Source organism: Enterocloster aldenensis (genome assembly GCF_003434055.1).
GTDB lineage: Bacteria > Bacillota > Clostridia > Lachnospirales > Lachnospiraceae > Enterocloster > Enterocloster aldenensis.
The window spans coordinates 62,028-83,667 of record NZ_QVEX01000016.1 but is presented as its reverse complement, the minus strand read 5'-3'; the positions used below and the strand labels follow the sequence as shown (position 1 = coordinate 83,667).

Genomic DNA, 21,640 nt, shown 5'->3' with positions numbered 1-21,640 from the left:
AGTCCCTCCTTTCCAATACAGCGCAGTACTAATATCCATACGTAACCCTAATCTGTTCCGTATACCCACCCTGTTCATTAAATACAATCACAGGCGCCTCCATCTTAAGCAGGGCGCCGCCGCCGCGTACCGCTTCAATCAGTACCATGTTGGCCTCCCTGTCAACATAGGGGTGGACCATCTTCATACGCTTTGGCTCCAGTCCATGCTTTTTCATGGTCTGGATAATCTCGATGAGCCGCCTTGGCCTGTGGACCATATAGAAACGGCCTCCAGGCTTTAAGACCCTGGTCCCTTCCCGCACAACATCCTCCAGTGTGCACTTAACCTCATGGCGGGCAATGGCTTTTGCATCCCCCGGGTTCTTTAGCCCATGGGCATCATTCATATAAGGAGGGTTGGACGTGACCACATCAAAAGAGGCCAGGGCAAAGAGCTGACCGGCCTCCACAATATCACCTGTGACAATATCCACCTTTTCTTCCAGATGGTTATATCGGACGCTGCGTCTTGCCATATCCGCCGACTCTTCCTGAATCTCAAGGCCGGTAAAATGCTCCCCTTCTGTCTTTGCAGTCAGAAGGATTGGGATGATGCCCGTGCCTGTGCCCAGGTCCAGCATCCTCTCCCCCTTTTTCACCACTGCAAATCCTGAAAGAAGGACCGCGTCCATCCCAAAGCAGAAAGCACCCTTTCTCTGGATGATACCATATTGATTCCGCTGCAGGTCGTCAATGCGCTCGTCATCGCGCAACATCACAGGACCTGCCTGGCGCCAGGTATGTTCCATTGGACTACCTCCGTTTTAATTATCATCCAGCTTTGACTTGCCTTCTTTTTTCTCCAGTGCCTCCAGATGTTTTAACTCTGCATCCGGCGTATCCTGGGCCTGCTTGTCCCCGCCCTTGCCCTTTTTCTTCCTGGGCTTGAACCTGAGGTTTTCCACCTTATACTCCCGGATTTCCTTTTCATCCTTGTCCACGGTCACAATCACCTTGACCAGCTGGCGCAGGACGTTGACGCTCTGGACCTCTCCCTTTAACCCGTCATTGGTGGTCACATAATCCCCTGTATTGGGGAGCTTGCTGTTAAGGACCTCGTATGTTTCTTCCTCATTCTTAAGACAGCACATCAGCCTTCCGCAGACACCGGATATCTTGGTGGGATTCAGGGACAGGTTCTGTTCCTTTGCCATCTTAATTGAAACAGGTATGAACTCGGACAGATAGGAGTGGCAGCACAGCGCCCTGCCGCATATGCCGATTCCTCCCATTATCTTTGTCTCATCCCTTACGCCCACCTGGCGCAGTTCAATCCTGGTCTTAAACACGCTGGCCAGGTCCTTTACCAGTTCGCGGAAGTCAATGCGTCCGTCCGCGGTAAAGTAAAACAGGACTTTATTATTGTCAAATGTATATTCAGCATCAATCAGCTTCATCTCCAGGTTATGCTTCTTAATTTTGTCCTGGCAGATCTTAAATGCCTCTTTTTCCTTATTCTTATTCTTTGTCTCCACCGCCTCATCCTCAGCAGTGGCCATACGGATGACCGGCTTTAAGGGCGGCACCACTTTGGACTCATCCACTTCACGGTTGCCAAGTACCACATATCCGTATTCAATTCCCCTGGCCGTCTCCACAATCACGTGGTCCCCGGTCTTTACCTTACGGCCCGCCGGGTCAAAATAGTAAATCTTGCCTGCTGTGCGGAAACGCACTCCAATCACTGTAATCATTCAATTCTCCTTTAACTGCCGGCCTGTGCATGGCATTGCCGTATGCCCATGGCAATCTATCCATCTCAATTTAGCGCTTAACCCCTCAGGCCTGCGGCCTTCCGGGACATTTAACAGTCCGTCCTCCATACATGGATCCGGAGGAGGAGCTGCTTAAATTCCTAAGTAATGCTGTACTAGTTTTCCTTCATGGTCAGGAACATCAGTTCCATGACAAGTTCCATATTCACATTGGCATCCAGGCGCACCCTTGCCTTTTCAATGGCCTGCAGTATCCTTTCCAGTCCGTCATAACCGCTGACCGTACTCATGGCCTTGATGGTAGAAAACTCATCCTTGAAAATCAGAAGGTTTATGTCCTTGGTGGTCTTATACATCAGCACATCCCTGTACCACATCTGCATGAAGTCCAGGCATCCGCGGATATCCAGGTTCTCCTCCTTCAGCTTACGGATATACTCCAGAAGTTCAGATATATCCGCATCCTTCAAATGCTTCAGCATAAGGATAAGGGCATCATACATGACCCTGAATTCCTCAGACTCAACCAGGTGGATGGCCTTGCCCAGGTTCCCCCTTGCAAATGCCGCATAAATCTCGGCCTGGCTTTCCTCAACCCCCAGGGACTGTACCAGATATTCCCTTACTACCTCGTCCCGCAGCGGCTTCAGCTTCAGCTGCACGCAGCGCGACAGGATGGTCGGGAGGAATGCGTCCTGGTTGGTTGTCAGCAGCAGGATGACCGCATAGGACGGCGGCTCCTCAATGGTTTTTAACAGGGCATTCTGTGCCTGGACCGTCATCTTCTCAGCCTCGTCCACAATATATACCTTATAATAGCTGCTGTAAGGCCGCACCATGATGGTATCGTTAATCTGTTCCCTTATATCGTCAACGCCGATGCTGGCCGGTTTTTCATGGGTCACATAAATCAGATCCGGGTGGTTTCCCGAAAGCACCTGCTTACACGCATGGCAGGCCATACACGGGTCCGGCAGGCCCTTTTCGCAGAGCAGTTCCAGTGCAAATGCATTGGCAAGGGACTTACGCCCCATTCCCGCCTCCCCGCTTAAAATATAAGCATGGGATATCTTCCCTGTCTGCACCGCGTTGCGGAAATGCTCCTTTATCTGTTCATGACCTAATATATCGTTAAAACCCAGCATTGTGATGGTCCCCCTTGGCGCAAATATACTAAAATAGTATATCATAAGAAATTTTCAATGTATACCCTTAAGTTTTTTCCAGCGGTGGGGCCGGGGTCTATTGTTTTCCCCTCATATTGCGGAATTCATAGGGAGTCATCTGGAATTTCTGTTTAAAGAGCCTTGAAAAATACGCCTGGTTCGAGTATCCCACCTGTTCAGCAATCTCGTATGATTTTAGCTGGGTATTATTCAAAAGCCATATGGCCCGGTTCATACGCGTACTGTTCAAAAATTCGCTGAATGTCACCCCTGTCTCATTCTTAAACAGATGGAACAGATAATCCTGGTTCAGTCCCACTTCTCCGGCTACCTCAGACACTGAGCCTATCTGCCTGTAATTTTTCTCAATGTAGCGCACTGCCTTGGCAACATAGGATGTATAATGAGCCTGGTTTCCTGAACGGCTGTCCTCCGCCTCCTCCAGCGCTGCATATACGCATTCCTTCATCCGGTCAAAATCCGTACACTGTTCTATCCCCCTGTATATCTCCCCCATCTTTTCTGCGAATCCAAACCTGTCGCTGGTATATACCTGGTATATATTCGCCAGTATTCGGAAAATAAACCGTTTCACCGCGTTCACATCTCCAGGTTCCCGCTCTTCCAGAAAACTGAATATTTCCTCAAAGATAACTGGCACCTGTTCCATGTTTCCATTCTTCATTTCCCCTGCAATCCTTTGCTCCCACAAATCCAGCTGTTCCCTCACGCCCTCAAACCCACAGATATCCCGCGCGAAATATATCCGTTTTGCATTCTGCCGGTAAAAGGACTGTTCCAATGCCATGATGCTCTTCATAATCATGGTAACCAGATGCCCGTACTTATAATATGGCCCGCTCACCCCCACCGCCGAATCAAAGCAAATGCTGATTTTATCCGCAAACTGGTATATCACCTGGTTCTGGTATGCCAGCTGGTCAATACATGCCGTATTGCCTATGGCTATCAGTACATTTTTCCTGTACGGATAGTAGAGTACGTTCTCTATGCCGGAATTTACAAATATTTCCATCATCTTTTCCGGCACAAAACTGTTGGTACAGAAAGCCGCTGCAAACATCCCGTGCTCGTTCAGATAGATTCCATGACTTGCCATCTGCTCTCCCGAACAATCCGGATTCTCCTCCTTCAACAGGCCATTCAAATAAATCTCCTGTTCAAACCGAAGCGCCAGCTGGTCTTTATGAATGGTACTTTTCCTATCCCCCTGGATTTTCTGCAAAAGGTCACTTAACATCCTGGGATTGGCTTCGGTCTTTAGGATATAGTCATATGCATCCTGGGCGATTGCTTCCTTGGCATATGCAAATTCATCATAACTGGTAATGATGATGACATCTGTTTCCGGTCGTTCCTTTTTAATCTGTCTCAGAAGGGACAGGCCGTCCATAATCGGCATTTTTATGTCGGTAAAAACCACATCCGGCCTTTTCTCGCGGAAAATCTGCAGGGCCTCCTCTCCATTCGAAGCTGCTCCCGCAAAATCCACCTTTATGTCAGGAAGGTTTTTTATGGCACGGCTGAACCATTTACGTATAGGAAACTCATCATCCACAATCATCACTTTCAAGGTGTTAATATGCTCCATCCCCCTTTGCTGCCTGCCCCTCCGCCTTTATGCTTGGCAGAATCAATACCACTTTTGTTCCCACATCTTTTTCGCTGCTGATTTCCACCCCGTATTGCGCCCCAAAATGCAGCTTAATGCGCTTTACAGTATTGTTGATGCCGACCATTGTACTGTTGTCTGACCCAATGGTTCCCTGTACCTCCTTAAGTCTGTTACAGTCCATTCCCGCCCCGTCGTCTTCCACCGACAGGTAAAGTCTGGCCCCCCGCTCCCAAGCCCTCACAACAACATGCCCCTTGCTGCCCGCCGGTTCCAGTCCATGGAAAATGCTGTTTTCCACAATCGGCTGCAGGACAAACTTAAGGACACGCTGTTTCAGCAAATCCTCAGGAATATCTACATCCAGCAATATCTCATCCCCATACTTGCACTGAAGGACGACAAAATACTGATGAAGGATTACCAATTCCTCCTGCAGGGAAATCATCTCATCCTTCTGACCAAGGATTGTGCGCAGCATAGCTGTGAAATTTTCCAGCATGCGCTCCGCCGTGTCATTTTCCCCGAGACTTACCAGACATTTTACGGAAAATAAAGTATTATATATAAAGTGAGGATTAATCTGGGCCTGGAGAAATTCCAGTTCCGCCAGCCGCTTCTGTTTTTCCTCTTCTTTTAAATCCTCAAACAGGCTGGATATCTTCCTTACCATTTCCCCGGATACATCATTGATAAGTGTTATCTCCGACCAGCTCTGGATATCAAACCTTGTATCAAAATCCCCGTCACTTACCCGCTTGAGCTTTTGACATAACCTGAGTATAGGCAGGGTGAAGGTACGGACCACTATCAGTATGACAATACTGGACAAGAAAATAATGAAAATCGTTGCCAGGATTGTATCCCGCTGCATTCTCCTAAGCGGTACCAGCAGGTTCTCTAATGGTATTTCCTCCAGGTACACCAGATCATATTTAGGGTTGTCATATCTGGACAGCAGATATTTCACCCCTGATTTTTCCACAATCGAATAACCACCTGAAACTACCAGCTGGTCCAGGCGGTGCATATTAAAATAATTCAGGCTAACCATGCGCTCCGTATTGGAAGAGATGATCCTTCCGCTTTTATCCACTATATAAATCGTATTGTCGCTCATGATATTCTGATATGTCTGATATAGTACGCGTTCTGACACATTAATCAGGATTGTTATCTCCTTCCCCTCATGATTCTTAGTCCTTTTCACAGCGGAAAAGAAGAAACCATCCCCGATGGACGGGTCCTTATGGGATTGGGTCCAGTATACCTCCCCTTTATCCAGACTATGCGGAATATAAATATACCACAGTTCATTCTGAAATCCGGTAAGGTCATGGTCCTGCTCTGCTTTTGTGGATGTATAGGATAATCCCTCATTATCCAGCATGGTGACCGAATACTCCACGTCCATGGAGTTCATCACATCCTGATATGCATCCATCAGCTGTCCCGCGGTAATGCTGCCTTGCGGATTATCCCCATGAAACAGGGCCTGAATATCATTCTGGGCAAAATCGCTTACCAGATTAAAATACAGCTTCGACAAAGATGTCATATTTGCCTGAAGCAAATCCACCTTTGCCGAAACCTGCATCAGGACATCATTCCTGGAAGCCGCAACCCGGTCAATCAGCCCCTGTTTATAGGTACGGTAAGAAAAAAAAGCGGTCGTAGAAACAGATATCACCACCACAAGGGTAATCAGCAAAAACAGGATGGTCTGCAGTCTCATATGGATTTTCTTGTTATCTTTATTATCTTTCAATCTCTTACCACCACTTAATCAGTTCCGTGACTTCATTGCGCAGTTCAATGAACTCCCTGTCAGTTACCTTTCTTGGCCTGGGCAGGCGATTCTCAATCACGGTTTTTATCTTTGTGGGCTTGTTGCTTAACACCATGATTTTATCACTCAGATACACGGCCTCCTCAATATTATGGGTGATGAATATTACTGTTGTATGGATTTTCTTCCATAATTTAAGCAATTCATCTTCCAGTTTATATTTCAGCATCAGGTCCAGCTGCCCGTAAGGCTCATCCATTAAAAGCAGTTCCGGTTTCGTGGCAAAGGCCCTTGCAATCACTACACGCTGAAGCATACTGGCCGACATCTGCCTGGGATAGTAATGCCGGAATTCCTCCAATCCTACCATACGGATTACCTCATCCACACGGGACCGCATCTCTTCCTGTGGTATTCCCTTAATCTTAAGGCCATATGCGATATTTTCCTCTATATCCAGCCAAGGCATTGTGGAATACTCCTGGAAAATATAAGCCACATTATGTTTCTGAAGGTTGATGGGTTCATTATCAATCAGCATTTCCCCATCCGTCACATCATATAACTTAGTTAAGCTGTTTAAAAAGGTTGTTTTCCCGCATCCTGTGGGCCCTACAATACAGAGAAATTCTCCATCGTCCACCTGGAAGGATATATTATCCAGGACCAGAAGGCTGCCAAACTTTTTTGTCAGATGGCTTACCTGGACTTTCGGTACTTTTTGTTCCATCCCAGTTTCCTCCTTACAAGGTTTCTTCCATTTCCTGCATGATTTTCTCTCTCAATGCAAGAAATTCTTCTGACACATAATCCCGCGGCCTTGGCAGGTCCACGCTGTATTCCTTTACCACATGGGTAGGACAGTTGCTAAGAAGCAGGATCCGGTCCGCCAGATAGACGGCCTCCTCTATGTTATTGGTAACAAACACTACTGTACGCTTCTCTGCAGATACAATTTTTTCCAGCTCCTCCTCCATCATGTAGCGGGTCTGGGCATCCAGATGCCCAAACGGTTCGTCCATCAGGATTACCACCGGATTGTTACTGTAGGCCCTTGCAATGCCCACCCGCTGCTGCATACCTCCGGACAGTTTAACGGGATAGCTTTTTTCAAATCCCTCAAGGCCAACCATATCAATGTATTTCCGGGCAATCTTTCTGCGTTCCTCTTTCCCGACTCCCCGTGCCTTAGGGCCAAATTCCACGTTTTCCATCACGGTAAGCCACGGAAACAGCGCGGTGGTCTGATATACCATTCCCCTGGAAGGATCTGGTCCCACCACTTTTTTGCCATCCACCCTTACCTCCCCATCAGAAGCAGCCTCCAGACCCGCTATCAAGTTAAGCACCGTTGTCTTACCGCACTGCCCGGGTCCGAACAGTACCACGAATTCATTTTCCCTGATACTCAGATTCAGGTTCCTCACCACTTCATATACACCGTTTCCACTGATGAATGTTTTATTCACATTCTCACACCGGATAATCCCGTCTATCTTCCCCGAACCGACCACGCACATAATTTTGTTTCCACTCCTCTCATTGTATTGGCCAGCACCAAACCGATAATCGAAATAATGATAACCCCTACAAGGACCTGCTCAATGTCCCCGTTATCCTGCCCGGAAACAATCATCCAGCCAATCCCCTCGGTGGCGCTCATCATTTCCGCAGCCAGCACAGCCATCCAGCAGGAGGACAGCGCAACCTGAAGCCCTGAGAAAATATAGGGTACGGATGATGGCAGTATTACCTTATAAAATACCTGGGTATTGTTCGCTCCCAGCATCCGCGCCGCGCCCACCAGTTTGGGGTCCACCCGGGTCGCCCCTGCATAAGTGTTTAGAACCATGTGTGAAAAACCTGCCACAAAGATGATTCCAATCTGGGTAACCCAGCCAGTGCCGAACCAGAGAATAAATAACGGCATCCATGTAATGCCCGGAATCGGGCGTATCATGGCGAACAGGGGCCGTATGATGGCATTTCCCATCTTGGACCCTGCCATGATAAGACCCACCAGGATTCCCATTGCGGCCGCTATCAGATATCCCATGGTTACCCGCAGTAGGCTAAAGCCCAGATGGGAATAAAGCATACACTTTCCTATCTTCCTGCCGGATACATCCACAAACCGCCTCAGCACAGCGAACGGGGAGGGGAATATCTGTCCCACCCCGGTAAAGCATACCAACAGGTGCCAGCACAGGATAAACACAGCCAGACCCGCGGCACTGTAGAGAAAAACCGAAACTTTCTGACTCTTCATGGTTTAGATTCCCCCCTTCACAAAGGCTTTTTCCAAAAAACTCAGTGCCAGGTTAAACAGCATGCTCAGAACACCGATTGCAAACATTCCTGCTATAATGATATCCGGACGTCCAAATGTCCTGGAAATCTGTATCATATACCCCAGCCCCTGGGTGGACGCCAGAAGTTCGGCAGCCACAAGCGCCATCCAGGCCGCATTAAGAGCCACCCTTACCCCGGTAAATATCATGGGCATGGCTGTAGGTATACCGATGGTGCGCAGCATCTGCAGATTCGTTGCCCCAAAAATCTGGGCCACCCATATATGGACCGGATTGACCTGCTTGATTCCGGCGTACGTGTTAATCACACACGGCACCACCGAGGCCAGGAAAATAACAGCAGCCTTTGCCTTCACACCAATTCCCAGAAGCACTACCATGATGGGAATCCAGGCAATGGGAGGGATTGGACGGATTACGTCAAAAATCCCTTTAAAAAACAGGTCAAACCTGGTATACCAGCCCATCAGGATTCCCAGGGGGATTCCAACTGCCACCCCCAGCCCCCCTCCAATCAGGACTACCTTCAGACTGGCCAAGGCATGCTGCCAGATATAGGCCCGGTCTGGGGAACGGTCATAAAATTTCCTGAAAAATGCCTCCGCCGATGCCACCGGACTGGGAAGTGAGTACACCGGAAGCAGGCGCAGACCATCTGAACACACTTCCCATATAATAAGGAACAGCAGCATGGAGGTGACACTGACAGCCAGATACTTTCTCTGCTGTTCCTTTTCCCTCTTCTTAAATTGTTCAGTTAACGAACGATTTTCCATATGGACACTCCTTTCGCGGGGCATGTGCCTGACCGGACATGCCCCGGCATATACCGCAGGGTGCTGCGGTTCATGCCATTCTCAAAAGAATCACTGCTTCAGCGCTTCCCGCATCAGTTCCGCCGTGATATTGGTATCAAGCTTTGAAATGGAATCCGCACTGATATTGCCGGATTCAATATTCATTTCCCATACCATCCTCTCATAAGCCCCGAAATCAGTCTCAATCAGGCTGCCAATCTGTTCTTTTGTCATAACCGGCTTCTGGATGCACTCCATACTGGCTTCTTCTTTATCAACCTCTTTTCCATTTTCAATCATCCAGTTCATATAGGTATCCACCAGAAGATCTTCATCTTTTGCCAGGACATCATTGGCATCAGCTACCATGCGGATGAACGACACCAGTAAATCACGTTTTTCCTTCATTGCACTTTCTGAACAGACAATATTCTCATACTGCAATAAATCCAGCGATATAAACCCTCCGGCAATGGCCCAGTCATCTTGGTGGGCAATACGTGCACGGGTACTGTAAGGCCCTATGGTTGCCAGAATATCGCCTTCTCCTGACTCAAATGCCTGATATCCGGAAGCATAATCCATCTGTACGATTTCAATATCATCCTCGGTCAGCCCCAAGGCCTCCAGCCATTTCTGTACCTGTACATGGCCTGTGGTCCCAAGGTTTGTAATCAGGGTTTTACCCTTTACCGTCTCAGCATTTCCCAGAATGTCCGGATAGGTCGGGTTGGATCCGGTTGCTTTCGCAATATCAGAATCCTTTCTCACAAATATTGCATTTCCATCGCGTCCGTCGATGAAATCCCCGATTACATATGCGCCATATGTATTTACGCTGTTTACGAATGCACCCCCGATAACTCCTACATCCCACAGCCCGGAGCCCAATGCTTCATTCTGGGGTGCCCCGCTGGCATATACCTGCACTTCCATCTGAAATCCATAATCCTTCGCCATATCATTGGCAATCGCATATGCAACCGGTGTTGAAATGTAAGCAGGATGAAGGGATACCCGGAGGACCGGAAGTTCCTCATTTCCTTTTGCCTGCGTTGATTCTGCTGATTCCTTTTCCTCTGCCTTTTGGAGTTCCGTGGATGCTTCCTTCTGCCCCTGTCCGCCTGAACAGGCGGTAAGGGAACCCACAAGAACGGCTGCCATCAGTAAAGACACTGCTTTCTTCCAATTCATGTTTTTCATAAATAATCTCCTTATTCCCAAATAATCGTGATTCCTGTTTCTGATACCGTATTCCATCTCCATCTCTGCACGACTGCTTTGATAAATAAATTATACTATCACATTTGCGGCACTTTCTATGAAAAAAAGCTAGACTTTTTGTTATATTCCTATATTTTATTCCAGATTATTCTATTTTTTTATGCGTTTTGTTCATTCACCTTTTTATTTTAGTCTATTTCGTATATATTTTCCCTGTTTTCTTCATTTTTATTGAATATATTTTTCCATATAATAAATACAAATACCGATTCCACCCTGTTTTGCATGGATTTTTGCTTTATAACAAAAAACCATTATTAGATTACGGAGGGTTACCATGAATAAAAAAATAAATATAGGTATTGCAGGCCTTGGATTTGGAAAGGAATTCATCCAGATATATCAACGCCATCCAAATGTGGATAAGGTTGCGATTTGTGCACGGACCCCTGAAACCCTGGACCAGGTGGGAAACGAATTCCATATTGAGGAATCATTGCGTTTCACCGACATTGACGCCATGATTGCCTGCGATGCACTGGATGCGATCCACATCGTCACTCCCATTCATGACCATGCGCCCCAGACCCTGAAAGCATTAAATGCGGGAAAACACGTTGCCTGCACCGTTCCTATGGCAACCACCCTTGAAGAATGCCAAGCAATTGTCGAGGCTTCCCAGAAAAACAAAACCTATTATATGATGATGGAAACCGCTGTCTATACACGGGAATACCTCTACGTACAGGAACTGGTAAAAAGCGGGAAACTAGGCCGCATGCAGTTCATCCGTGGTTCCCATATGCAGAATATGGGGCTGGAGGGCTGGCCCCAGTACTGGCTCGGACTGCCTCCCTTCCACTATGGGACCCATGCAATTGCCCCCTTAAGCTACATACTCGACAAGGATATTGACACGGTCGTCTGCCACGGCTCCGGAAGGGTACAGGAATCACTTGCCGGCAGATATGGATCTCCTTTTGCAGTTGAGACATGTACCATGACCTTCACGGACAGCCATGTCCGGGCCGAGACAACGCGGTCCCTCTACGACACGGTCCGTCAGTACCGGGAAAGCTTTGATATCTACGGTGATAAGCTGGCCTGTGAATGGGCGCAGATTGAGGATGAAGGCATCTGTCTGTTTGAGGGCGGCGAACAGGCACGCAGGATCCAGGTCCCGGATGTATTGGCAGGTCTTCCAGAATCCATCCAGTGCTTTACAAAGAGGGAACAGATTATAGATGCCAATCACGTCTCCTTCATCCAGGGCGCCGGACACGGCGGTTCCCACCCGCACCTGGTCCACGAATTCGTCAGCGCCATAACCGAAGGCAGGCAGCCCGCGGTGGGCGCGGTCAGGGCTGCCAATATCACTTGCGCCGGTATCTGTGCCCATGAATCTGCCATGAGGGATGGACAGAAGATATCCCTTCCAGATTTTACAAGACGGAAATAATCCCAAGGAGGATTCATCATGCCTTTATTAACCGACCCCCTGCATTCAGGCAGCCTGAATCTAAGAAACCGGCTGGTGCTCCCTTCTGTCTCCACATCCACGGCCGATGAAGAAGGAAAAGTGACTGAAGCTACCCTAAACTTTTTCCGGGAACGGACCAAGGGATTCGGCCTTACTATCCTGGAACATTCCTATGTAAGCAGTTCCGGCAAGGCCGGGCCTCACATGTTATCCATCAGCAGTGATTCTGACAAAGAAGGACTTGCCCGGCTGGTACGCCTGGTTCATGACAATGACTGTCAGATCCACATCCAGCTGGATCATGGAGGCGGATGGACAATACCAGACCTGCAAAACTGCCTGAACCCCGAAAAAAATCCTGAGGGAAAACAGATAACTGATTATTTGAGCGATGAGGAACTGGAGCAGATCATACAGGCGTTCGCTTCAGCCGCCGTACGTGCAAAAGAAGCAGGTTTTGACGGGGTGCAGATTAAGGCTTGCCATGTGTATCTGCTGAGCCAGTTCTACTCCCCCTTAACCAACCACCGGACCCGCGGCAAATACACCGGCACTTCCTTTGACGGCCGCATCCGGCTTACCCTGGATGTGCTCCGGTCTGTCCGGGATGCCGTGGGCATGGATTACCCTGTCTCTGTCCGTTTTCCTGTACAGGATTACGACCCGGCGGGAAGTTCCCTGGAGGAAGGAATCCGCGCTGCCCAGCTGATACAGGAAAACGGCGCTTCCTTCCTGGACTTGTCCGGAGGACCAAAATACAGGTATTTCCATCCATTCATCCAAACCCCCGGCTGGTTTGGGGATGATGCTGCAATCATACGCCGGTCCATCCAGATTCCAGTCCTGGTTACCGGCGGCATAACAGAATTTCCCCACGCCCAACAACTGCTGACTGATAATAAAGCTGATTTAGCAGGCGTATGCCGCGCCGTACTGAAAAACCCGCGATGGGCCCGTACTTTTTATGACAAATAGTGAAAGGACGCAATCATGATTAAATTTTCTGTACTGTATCCATACAAAAAAGGAGCGTGGTTCGATTCCAAGTACTACAGTAAACACCATATTGCTCCATACCGCAATGATCCGCTTGTAAAGGGAATCATTGTAGAATCCGGGGACTATTCCCGGGATTTCCAAAATCCGCCCCAATACATGTGCATCGCTCATTTCTTCTACGATTCCATGGAGGACCTGTATCTGAGCAGGTCGCCGGAGCGGGTGGCCAGCCAGATAAAGGACAATGTTAATTTCACTAACATCACTGCTACTAATCTGGTCAGCCAGATTCCTTACTATAATATAACAAAATTAGAATCCGCGGGACAGGAGTAAAAAAATGGTAAAATTAACCGTAATGTATCCATACCAAGAAGATTTCACCTTTGATTTCGACTACTATATCAATCATCATATTGTCATTCATAAAGCCGACCCCAACGTCCTTGGCATTATTGTTGAAAAGGGGTGTAACGCATTCCGTGGAGGCGGTACTCCCGGACTTGTCTGCGCCGCACATTTTTTCTATGAGTCAATCGGAACTTTGAATGAAAGCAGGACCCCCGAAAAGGGGGCGCGCCAACTGGCCGATATACCTAATTTTACTAATATCACGCCAATCGACCAGATCAGCGAAATAGAATTCTTGAATCTACAGGAAACATGACAACTCATAAAATATGGCAGTGCCACGGCTGTGTAAAGTCTTACACGCCAGGCGCTGCCTTTTTCCGTTTCATATTTCAAATTTCCAGTTAACCTGCCGCCGTACCGATGGTAACATACAGGTGATTACTCAATTTTTTACCAAAACTTTGTTAAATGAATTGACAAATATAAATAATTTTGCTAAAGTATAGTTATTATATCTGGGTTATATTAGTTATATTTTACTATTTTATACAATTTCAATCCAACCCCCACCTTTTTTTGTTGTTTAAATTGTATAAGTTTTATCAATGGCAAATGTGAAGGGCCGGAACCGCCTTCACATTGATATAAACCAAACATTATAAGGAGGTATATTATGAAAATCAAAAAGACCCTTGCTGTTCTCCTATCTGCCGCCATGCTGGCCGGAGGCCTGTCCGGCTGCTCCAAACCTGCCGCAGATAATAAAGCGGACAGCGCCAATACCGCAAAGGACACAGAGGCCCCAAAGACAGACGGAGGAATTACCATCACCATGGTTGAATCCCTGACCAGTCCCGAACGTACCAAACTGCTGCGTTCCATGGCTGATAAATATGAGGCTGATCATTCCGATGTAAAAATCAACATCATATCCCCTGCCCAGGAATCCGCGGATGCCAAAATTGCCCAGATGATGCAGGGCGGTGAAAAGATTGACATCATTGAAATCCGTGACCACACCCTGAGGACCTATGTCACCAATAACTGGCTGGTCAACATGCAGCCCTATATTGATAACTGGGATGAAAAAGATACCCTCAGCGGCGCTGCCGAAGCCGCCATGCGTATCTGTGACGGCCTGCCTTATTACATGCCTTTTGGATTTTATGAAAGGGCGGTCTTTATCCGTGAAGACATCTTTAAGGAAGCAGGCCTTGAATATCCCACAACCTGGAGGGAACTGATAGACAGGGCCGCCCAGCTGACAGACCCTGCCAGCAGCAAATACGGTTTTTCCTTCCGCGGCGTTAACGGATGCTATGAAAACGCCAACCTTATGATTTATGCAGCAGTGGGTTATGACAAGCTGGCAGATGATAACGCAGGTTATTTTATTGATGATAATGGAACCACCATCTTCACGCTGCCGGAGACGCGCCAGGCCCTGCTGGATTTCAAGGAGCTGTTCCAAAAGGCTTCCCCCGCGGACTCCATTGCATGGGGATTCTCAGAACAGGTTCAGGGCTTCATAAGCGGTACCGCTGCAATCCTGCTTCAGGACTCTGATGCGGTTCCTACCATGACCAGTGATTTAAGTGATGACCAGTGGGATGTCATCCCCCTTCCGACAGGAGATGCCGGTTCCGTATGTCTGCCAAATGGATATGGCGGCTGGGGCCTGACCACGCTCAGTGAGCATCCGGACCAGGCTGCTGATTTCCTTCTGTTCCTTAGCAAGGAAGAAAACAACACTGTTTTTGCCGCCCAGAACGGAACCCTGCCTGTCCACACCACTGCTTTTGAGTCTGAGTACTTCAAGGGCGATGAATACCAGACCTATCTCACTTATGCGGAAGATGACAATTACCACTTTGTATATCCATGTATGATGTATGAATCATACGCCACCTATAAATCCCAGGTTGATGAGGTCTTCCAGAAGTACCTCAGCGATGAGGTCACGGTTGACGACCTGCTGACCTGGCTGGACGGTTTCTGGACCGAGGCATTTAAGACAGAGGGTAAACTCTGGTAACCTGCAGCACAAAACAGTGCAGATATTGCAATATCCTGGGGCACGGAGCAGTCAAATGCTCCGTGCCCCAAACACTACCGGCATCCTGAAAGGAGTGAATGCATTGAAACGCACCAAGAAAGAGCAGCATGACGCACGATTTATATTCCTTATGCTTTTCCCCGCGCTGTTGGTCCCTATCTGTATGACCTACTATCCCATGTTCAAGGGCATTGTCATGGCGTTCCAAAACTATAAGCTGACAAACATCAACAACATTTACTGGAACAACTTTGCTAATTTCAAACAGCTTTTTACCCGTTCCATCACAAACGAGTTCTATGGCACCATGAAAAACACATTGATATGGGTGGTGGTATCCCTGGCATTCCAGTTCCTGGTTGGATTTGGGCTGGCGCTGGTCCTTAAAAAGAAGTTCCGCGGAAGCTCCCTGTACCAGGGTCTTGTATTTTTCCCATGGGCTGTCTCCGGCTTTGTCATTGCTTTGATATGGCGGTGGATGTTTAATGGGACCTCCGGTGTGTTTAATGATATGCTGATGCGCATGGGCCTGATTGGAGAACCGGTAGGATGGCTGGCCGGCAAGAACACGGCCATGCTTTGCTGCGTCATAACCAACATCTGGTACGGCGTCCCATTCTTTACCATCATGATTTCCGCTGCACTGCGCGGCATTGACCCAGGTCTCTATGAAGCAGCCGAGGTGGACGGCGCCAATCCCTTACAGAGATTCTGGGCCATCACTGTACCCAGCATCAGCCCGGTGTTAAAACTCACCCTGCTTTTGCGTGTAATCTGGATTTTCAACTTTGCAGAGATTATCTACACCATGACAAAGGGCGGCCCCTCCGGCTCAACCGAAATCATTACAACCCTGATGATGAAGTTCATCGATTCCTTTGACTATGGCATGGCCAGCGCAACCGGAGTTGTATGTATCATCATCCTGACTATTTTTGCATCCTCCTATGTGGGTATGCTGAAAATGGAAGACGCGGAATGAGAGGGGGAATATATATGAAACACCAGATATCGCGCCGGACCAAAAGAAATATGGCCAAATCCGTAAAAGGGATATTCCTGATACTATATCTGATTATTGTCATGTTCCCATTTTACTGGATGTTAAATACGTCGCTGAAATCATCCATGACGGATATTTACGCATTCCCGGTAACCTATTGGCCGGAACAGCCAAGCCTTGTCAATTATCTGGAAATCCTGTGGAAGGGCAATTTCACCACCTATGTGCGCAATTCCTTTTTCTACTCCATGATTGCCAGCGTGGCCGCTGTAATTGTAGGCCTGTGCGCCTCTTATGTATTATCGCGGTTTAAATTCAGAGGAAAGAAGGCAGTGTTGATTTTTTTCCTGGTCACCCAGATGGTTCCTGTATTTACAATACTGGCGCCAATGTACCAGATTCTTGCAAGGCTGCACCTGCGCAATACCTTTTTTACCCTTCCTCTGTTGTATTTCAATATGTGCATCCCATTTTCCGTGGTAACCCTGCGCGGCTTCTATGCAGGCGTGCCGGTTTCCCTTGAGGAAGCTGCGCGGATTGACGGATGCAGCCGCTTAAAGGCCATCTGGCATATTTCCCTGCCTATCATGAAGCCTGGTATTGCGGCTACATTGATTTTTGATTTTATCAACAGCTGGAATGAGCTTTTCATGGCAACTTATTTTATTGATGAGGAAACTTATAAGACAATTACGGTAGGACTTAATTCCCTTATTCTCAAATATGATGTAAAATGGGGGGAGATGGCAGCGGGTTCAATCCTTGCGCTGCTGCCCACCATCTTCTTATTCGCATTTGCCCAGAAGTATATGGTAGAAGGCCTGAGCGCCGGCGCTGTTAAGGGTTGATGCAGATTGACAATTGATGGAGGAATATAAATATGGATATCTTTTTTACCGAGGAGAAACTGGCCTGCAGGATTGATGCCCTGGCCCCATGGCGCATGAGGGATGCCATAAAAGCCCATGGCCTGCGGATGATGGAGTGTCCCCCCGAGGAGGTCAATCCATCCCCGCCTCCCATGGACAGCGAATGGACAGAGGCTGTTTTGGGACAGGAATGGTCCGGACGTGACAAATATCTATGGCTGACCTGTGATTTGGAATTCCCGGTCCAGTGGAACGGCAGACAGCTGGTGGGCCTGTTTGATTTCGGTGTCACGGGCAGCTGCTCCACTTATGGATTCGAGGCGCTTTTGTATGTGGATGGGGTTCCCTTCCAGGGTGTGGATACCCACCACCAGGAAGTGTATTTCCCGGAACATTTTGCAGGGCGTACCGTTCCTGTGGTATTCCGTCTCTGGTCCGGGCTGGAAGGCGGGGGAGTTCCCCGGATTATGACCCATGTTTTCAGACAGGCTGAGACCGCATGGCTGGACGAATCCGTGGACCAGCTGTATTATGCCGGACGGATGATTCTGGAAACACTTCCCCTGCTCTCTGATAATGACCCTGTCCGCACAGCCCTGAGGAATGCCCTTAACCAGGCGCTTTTGGAAGTGGACTGGCGGGACGAGGGAAGCACATCCTTCCATGCTTCCGTCCAAACAGCGTGGGGGACCCTGGACAGGCTCCTGAATTCCATGGATAAGCAGTCCGTGGTGGACCTGGTGTGTGTTGGACACACCCACATTGACGTGGCCTGGCTATGGCGTTATAAGCACACCCGCGAGAAGTCTGCACGCTCCTTCTCAACCGTGCTGCGGTTAATGGAACAATATCCGGAATATACGTTCCTGCAGTCCCAGCCCCAGCTTTATGAGTACATTAAAAATGACTTTCCTGAAATCTATGAGGGAATCCGCCAGAAAATCCGGGAAGGGCGTTGGGAAGTGGACGGCGGCATGTGGATTGAGGCAGACTGCAACATTCCCAGCGGCGAGTCCCTTACCCGCCAGATCCTGGTGGGAACCAGATTCACGGAAAAAGAATTCGGCACCAGGATGCACTACCTGTGGCTGCCGGATGTGTTTGGATACTCATGGGCCCTGCCACAAATACTGAAGAAGTCCGGCCTGGATACATTCATAACCACAAAAATCAGTTGGAATGAATGCAACCAGATGCCCCATGACACCTTTTACTGGGTAGGGATTGACGGAACAAAAATCCTGACCCATTTCATCACAACGCCTGCTGCATCGGAAGAACAGGGAACCTGGTACTATACTTATAACGGCGAGATGGTTCCCGGGGCCGCTGCCGGTATCTGGAATAACTACAGGAACAAGGACCTGACCTCCAAACTGCTGATGGCTTACGGCTACGGTGACGGCGGGGGCGGTGTCAACCGGGAGGAACTGGAGCAAAGGCGCATCATTGACCGTCTGCCCGGCCTGCCGCGTATCCGGCATGGCAACGGAGCCCGGTATTTTAAAGAACTGCAGGACAAGGCGGACTCTGCATCTGCATATTTCCCGGAATGGGATGGCGAGCTGTATCTGGAAAACCACCGTGGGACATACACCAGCCACGCCTATAATAAGTGGATGAACCGCCGCCTGGAATACCTGTACCGGGATACGGAGTGGCTTGCCACAATGGCTGCCTGCAGTCAGGGGCGTCTGTCCGGCAAGGAGCAGGAAACCCTTACAGAAGGATGGAAAATCATCCTCCGCAACCAGTTCCATGATGTAATCCCAGGCTCGGCCATCCGTGAGGTCTATGAAGACTCGTTCCAGGAATACAAAGAAGCGTGGGGCATCGGAGAAAAAATCAGCGGTGACGCCTGCCATATCCTGGCGCAGGGCAGGGACGGACTGTCCGTCATCAACAGCGGCAGCTGGACCTATGAGGGACTGGTGGAACTGCCGGATTTACCGGACACCACCTATCTTGATCCGGACGGCAGGCCCTGCCCCATGCAGCGTTGCAAAGGAAAGGCCTATATCAGCTGCACGGTCCCGCCAATGAGCATAAAGTCCCTGACAGCCGTTAAAGCCTCTGCCCCTAAAGAACAGGCGCCAGACGTTAAAACCGTCTTTACCTTTGACGGACACGTCCTCTCCACACCATACTACGAGATTGCATTCAATGAAAAAGGACAGCTTACCAGCCTTTATGATAAGGAGAACAGACGACAGGTACTGGCTCCCGGTGAGAGGGGCAATGTCCTGCAGTTCTTTGAGGACAGACCCAATATGTGTGATGCCTGGAATATCAATCTGTTCTATCAGGAGAAAATGTGGGAAGCCGAGGACCTGGTAACCATGGAGCTTACGGAAAACGGCCCTCTGTACGCGGTGGTCCACCTGGAATGGAAATACAGCAAGTCCTATATCTGGCAGGACCTCTGCGTATATGCCGGCGAGCGCCGCATTGATTTTAAGACCCAGGTCGATATGCATGAAACCCATCAGCTGATGAAAGCGGCATTCCCGGTTGACATCCGCACCACATATGCCACCTATGATATACAGTATGGCAATGTGAGGCGGCCTAATAACTGGAATACCAGCTGGGATATTGCCAAGTTTGAAATGGTACTGCACAAATGGGTGGACCTTTCCGACAGCGGCTACGGCGTCAGCCTGATGAATGATTCAAAATACGGCTGCGATGTAAAGGGTAACCTGCTGAGGCTGACCCTGATCAAGACAGCCACAAATCCTGACTATCTTCAGGACCAGGGCATGCATCAGTTTACCTATTCCCTGTATCCACATACAGGGGATGTGGCTCACAGCCATACGGAACAGACGGCATACTACCTTAATAATCCGGTCAGGACCTGCGCCGGAACCATCCAGACTGACAGCTTCCTCCGTTTCAGCGCGGAAAACATCATGATGGACGCGGTAAAATGCTCGGAAGACCAGAAGTATCTGGTTGTCCGGTTCCATGAATTTGCCGGGGCACAGACCCCTCTGACCATAACACCTGGATTTAATTACACGGCCTGGACAATAGGCAGCCTGTTAGAAGATCCCATTGAGGACTTTCACGGCAGCGGATGCGTGGAATTAACAATGCATCCCTTTGAAATTAACACACTGTTGTTCCAGCTAAGCTGAGAGGAGCATAACTATGCCATACTACGCAGGAATCGATCTGGGCGGCACAAAATCAGCTGCCTGTATTGCAGAAATCCGCGGCGGGGATATCCGTATCCTGAAAAAATCCAAATTCCCAACCATTGACCACAGTCCCCAGGCCACCCTGCTAACGCTTAATTCGCTTCTGCGAAGCCTTCTGTCAGACTGCGGGATTGAATCCGGGAACCTTAAGGCCATTGGTATTTCCTGCGGAGGCCCCCTGGACGCGGCCAGGGGAGTCATCCTGTCACCCCCCAACCTCCCAGCCTGGGACCATATCCAGGTATGCCGCTGGTTTTCAGAAGAATTCAAGGTTCCAGCCTATCTGGAAAATGACGCCAACGCCTGCGCCCTGGCCGAATGGCAGTTCGGCGCGGGCATGGGTACGCAAAACATGATATTCCTCACCTTTGGCACTGGTTTTGGCGCCGGTCTGATCCTGGGGGGCAGACTATATGGAGGAAGCTGCGGCCTGGCAGGTGAAATCGGACATGTCCGCGCAGAACAGACAGGACCTGTGGGCTATGGGAAGGAAGGAAGTTATGAGGGATTCTGCAGCGGCGGCGGAATAGCCCGCTTTGCCAGGGATGCCATTGAAAAACAGTTGTTTCATGAGTCCCCCAGGCAGCTTCTGGCTGCTTCTGAGGAAATAAATGCCAAGGAAATATGCCGCCTGGCAGATAAAGGAGACCCTTTCTGCCTGCATATCATAAACGTCTGCGCCGCAAAGCTGGGGCAGTGCCTGGCAATGCTCATTGATCTTCTAAATCCGGATGCGATTGTCATCGGAAGTATCTATGAGCGCAATATCGATTTATTCCTGCCCACAATAGAGCAGACCATTGCCCAGGAAGCCCTCCCGGCCTCCGCAGCACGGTGCCGCATACTTCCCAGCGCCCTTGGGGATGGAATTGGCGATTATGCGGCCGCAGCCGTGGGTTATATGGGCCTTGGCAATGGCCAGGTCCTTGGCAATAATCAGGACCTTGCCGGGTCAGAAAACCACATCAGGGATTAAATACGAAGAAGGAAGGAAAC

The 21,640-nt window shown here is 49.0% G+C and carries 19 protein-coding genes; 9 read left to right on the top strand and 10 right to left on the bottom strand.

The window, feature by feature from the left end; genetic code table 11:
- Positions 1–28: 28 nt before the first annotated feature.
- The 10 genes from DWX59_RS22990 to DWX59_RS22945 all read right to left on the bottom strand — a co-directional run bounded on the left by DWX59_RS22990 (position 29) and on the right by DWX59_RS22945 (position 10,656).
- Positions 29–757, bottom strand: coding sequence for a tRNA1(Val) (adenine(37)-N6)-methyltransferase (locus DWX59_RS22990; RefSeq protein ID WP_173906040.1), 729 nt, complete (start codon positions 755–757; stop codon positions 29–31).
- 48 nt (positions 758–805) lie between these two features.
- Positions 806–1,735, bottom strand: coding sequence for a PSP1 domain-containing protein (locus DWX59_RS22985; RefSeq protein WP_117561898.1), 930 nt, complete (start codon positions 1,733–1,735; stop codon positions 806–808).
- A gap of 176 nt (positions 1,736–1,911) precedes the next feature.
- The gene (gene holB / locus DWX59_RS22980; RefSeq protein ID WP_117561896.1) at positions 1,912–2,901 is read right to left on the bottom strand and encodes a DNA polymerase III subunit delta'; all 990 of its coding nucleotides are present in this window, start codon (positions 2,899–2,901) and stop codon (positions 1,912–1,914) included.
- A 97-nt stretch (positions 2,902–2,998) separates the two neighbouring features.
- Positions 2,999–4,534, bottom strand: a complete 1,536-nt coding sequence (locus DWX59_RS22975) for a response regulator transcription factor (RefSeq protein ID WP_117561894.1) — start codon at positions 4,532–4,534, stop codon at positions 2,999–3,001.
- Positions 4,521–6,323: a sensor histidine kinase gene (locus DWX59_RS22970; protein WP_117561891.1), complete on the bottom strand. Its 1,803-nt coding sequence runs from the start codon at positions 6,321–6,323 to the stop codon at positions 4,521–4,523. The genes DWX59_RS22975 and DWX59_RS22970 overlap by 14 nt, the downstream gene beginning before the upstream one ends.
- A gap of 4 nt (positions 6,324–6,327) precedes the next feature.
- Entirely contained in the window at positions 6,328–7,074 is a 747-nt protein-coding gene (locus DWX59_RS22965) for an ABC transporter ATP-binding protein (RefSeq protein ID WP_117561888.1), read from the bottom strand.
- Between the two features lie 13 nt (positions 7,075–7,087).
- Entirely contained in the window at positions 7,088–7,864 is a 777-nt protein-coding gene (locus DWX59_RS22960; protein ID WP_117561886.1) for an ABC transporter ATP-binding protein, read from the bottom strand.
- Positions 7,837–8,613 (bottom strand): ABC transporter permease, encoded by a 777-nt coding sequence (locus DWX59_RS22955; RefSeq protein ID WP_117561884.1) that lies wholly within the window; start codon positions 8,611–8,613, stop codon positions 7,837–7,839. Before DWX59_RS22955 ends, DWX59_RS22960 begins: the two co-directional genes overlap by 28 nt.
- Positions 8,614–8,616: 3 nt before the next feature.
- Positions 8,617–9,432 (bottom strand): ABC transporter permease, encoded by an 816-nt coding sequence (locus DWX59_RS22950; protein WP_235845146.1) that lies wholly within the window; start codon positions 9,430–9,432, stop codon positions 8,617–8,619.
- 90 nt (positions 9,433–9,522) lie between these two features.
- The gene (locus tag DWX59_RS22945) at positions 9,523–10,656 is read right to left on the bottom strand and encodes an ABC transporter substrate-binding protein (RefSeq protein WP_165641898.1); all 1,134 of its coding nucleotides are present in this window, start codon (positions 10,654–10,656) and stop codon (positions 9,523–9,525) included.
- A gap of 358 nt (positions 10,657–11,014) precedes the next feature.
- Between DWX59_RS22945 and DWX59_RS22940 the strand changes: the two genes are divergently transcribed.
- The 9 genes from DWX59_RS22940 to DWX59_RS22900 all read left to right on the top strand — a co-directional run bounded on the left by DWX59_RS22940 (position 11,015) and on the right by DWX59_RS22900 (position 21,620).
- The gene (locus DWX59_RS22940; RefSeq protein WP_117561878.1) at positions 11,015–12,136 is read left to right on the top strand and encodes a Gfo/Idh/MocA family protein; all 1,122 of its coding nucleotides are present in this window, start codon (positions 11,015–11,017) and stop codon (positions 12,134–12,136) included.
- Positions 12,137–12,154: 18 nt separating this feature from the next.
- A complete protein-coding gene (locus DWX59_RS22935; protein ID WP_117561874.1) occupies positions 12,155–13,132 on the top strand; it encodes an NADH:flavin oxidoreductase in 978 nt (325 codons plus the stop codon).
- Between the two features lie 15 nt (positions 13,133–13,147).
- Positions 13,148–13,492, top strand: coding sequence for an EthD family reductase (locus DWX59_RS22930; RefSeq protein ID WP_117561871.1), 345 nt, complete (start codon positions 13,148–13,150; stop codon positions 13,490–13,492).
- Positions 13,493–13,496: 4 nt separating this feature from the next.
- The gene (locus DWX59_RS22925) at positions 13,497–13,823 is read left to right on the top strand and encodes an EthD family reductase (protein ID WP_117561868.1); all 327 of its coding nucleotides are present in this window, start codon (positions 13,497–13,499) and stop codon (positions 13,821–13,823) included.
- Positions 13,824–14,183: 360 nt separating this feature from the next.
- Positions 14,184–15,545 (top strand): ABC transporter substrate-binding protein, encoded by a 1,362-nt coding sequence (locus DWX59_RS22920; RefSeq protein ID WP_117561866.1) that lies wholly within the window; start codon positions 14,184–14,186, stop codon positions 15,543–15,545.
- A 94-nt stretch (positions 15,546–15,639) separates the two neighbouring features.
- The gene (locus DWX59_RS22915) at positions 15,640–16,548 is read left to right on the top strand and encodes a carbohydrate ABC transporter permease (RefSeq protein ID WP_369911036.1); all 909 of its coding nucleotides are present in this window, start codon (positions 15,640–15,642) and stop codon (positions 16,546–16,548) included.
- 14 nt (positions 16,549–16,562) lie between these two features.
- Positions 16,563–17,417, top strand: a complete 855-nt coding sequence (locus DWX59_RS22910) for a carbohydrate ABC transporter permease (RefSeq protein WP_180215666.1) — start codon at positions 16,563–16,565, stop codon at positions 17,415–17,417.
- Positions 17,418–17,449: 32 nt separating this feature from the next.
- Positions 17,450–20,581 (top strand): alpha-mannosidase, encoded by a 3,132-nt coding sequence (locus DWX59_RS22905; protein ID WP_117561863.1) that lies wholly within the window; start codon positions 17,450–17,452, stop codon positions 20,579–20,581.
- A gap of 13 nt (positions 20,582–20,594) precedes the next feature.
- Positions 20,595–21,620 carry an ROK family protein gene (locus tag DWX59_RS22900; protein ID WP_117561861.1) on the top strand — a complete coding sequence of 342 codons (1,026 nt, stop codon included), beginning with the start codon at positions 20,595–20,597 and terminating at the stop codon, positions 21,618–21,620.
- The last annotated feature ends 20 nt before the right edge of the window (positions 21,621–21,640 follow it).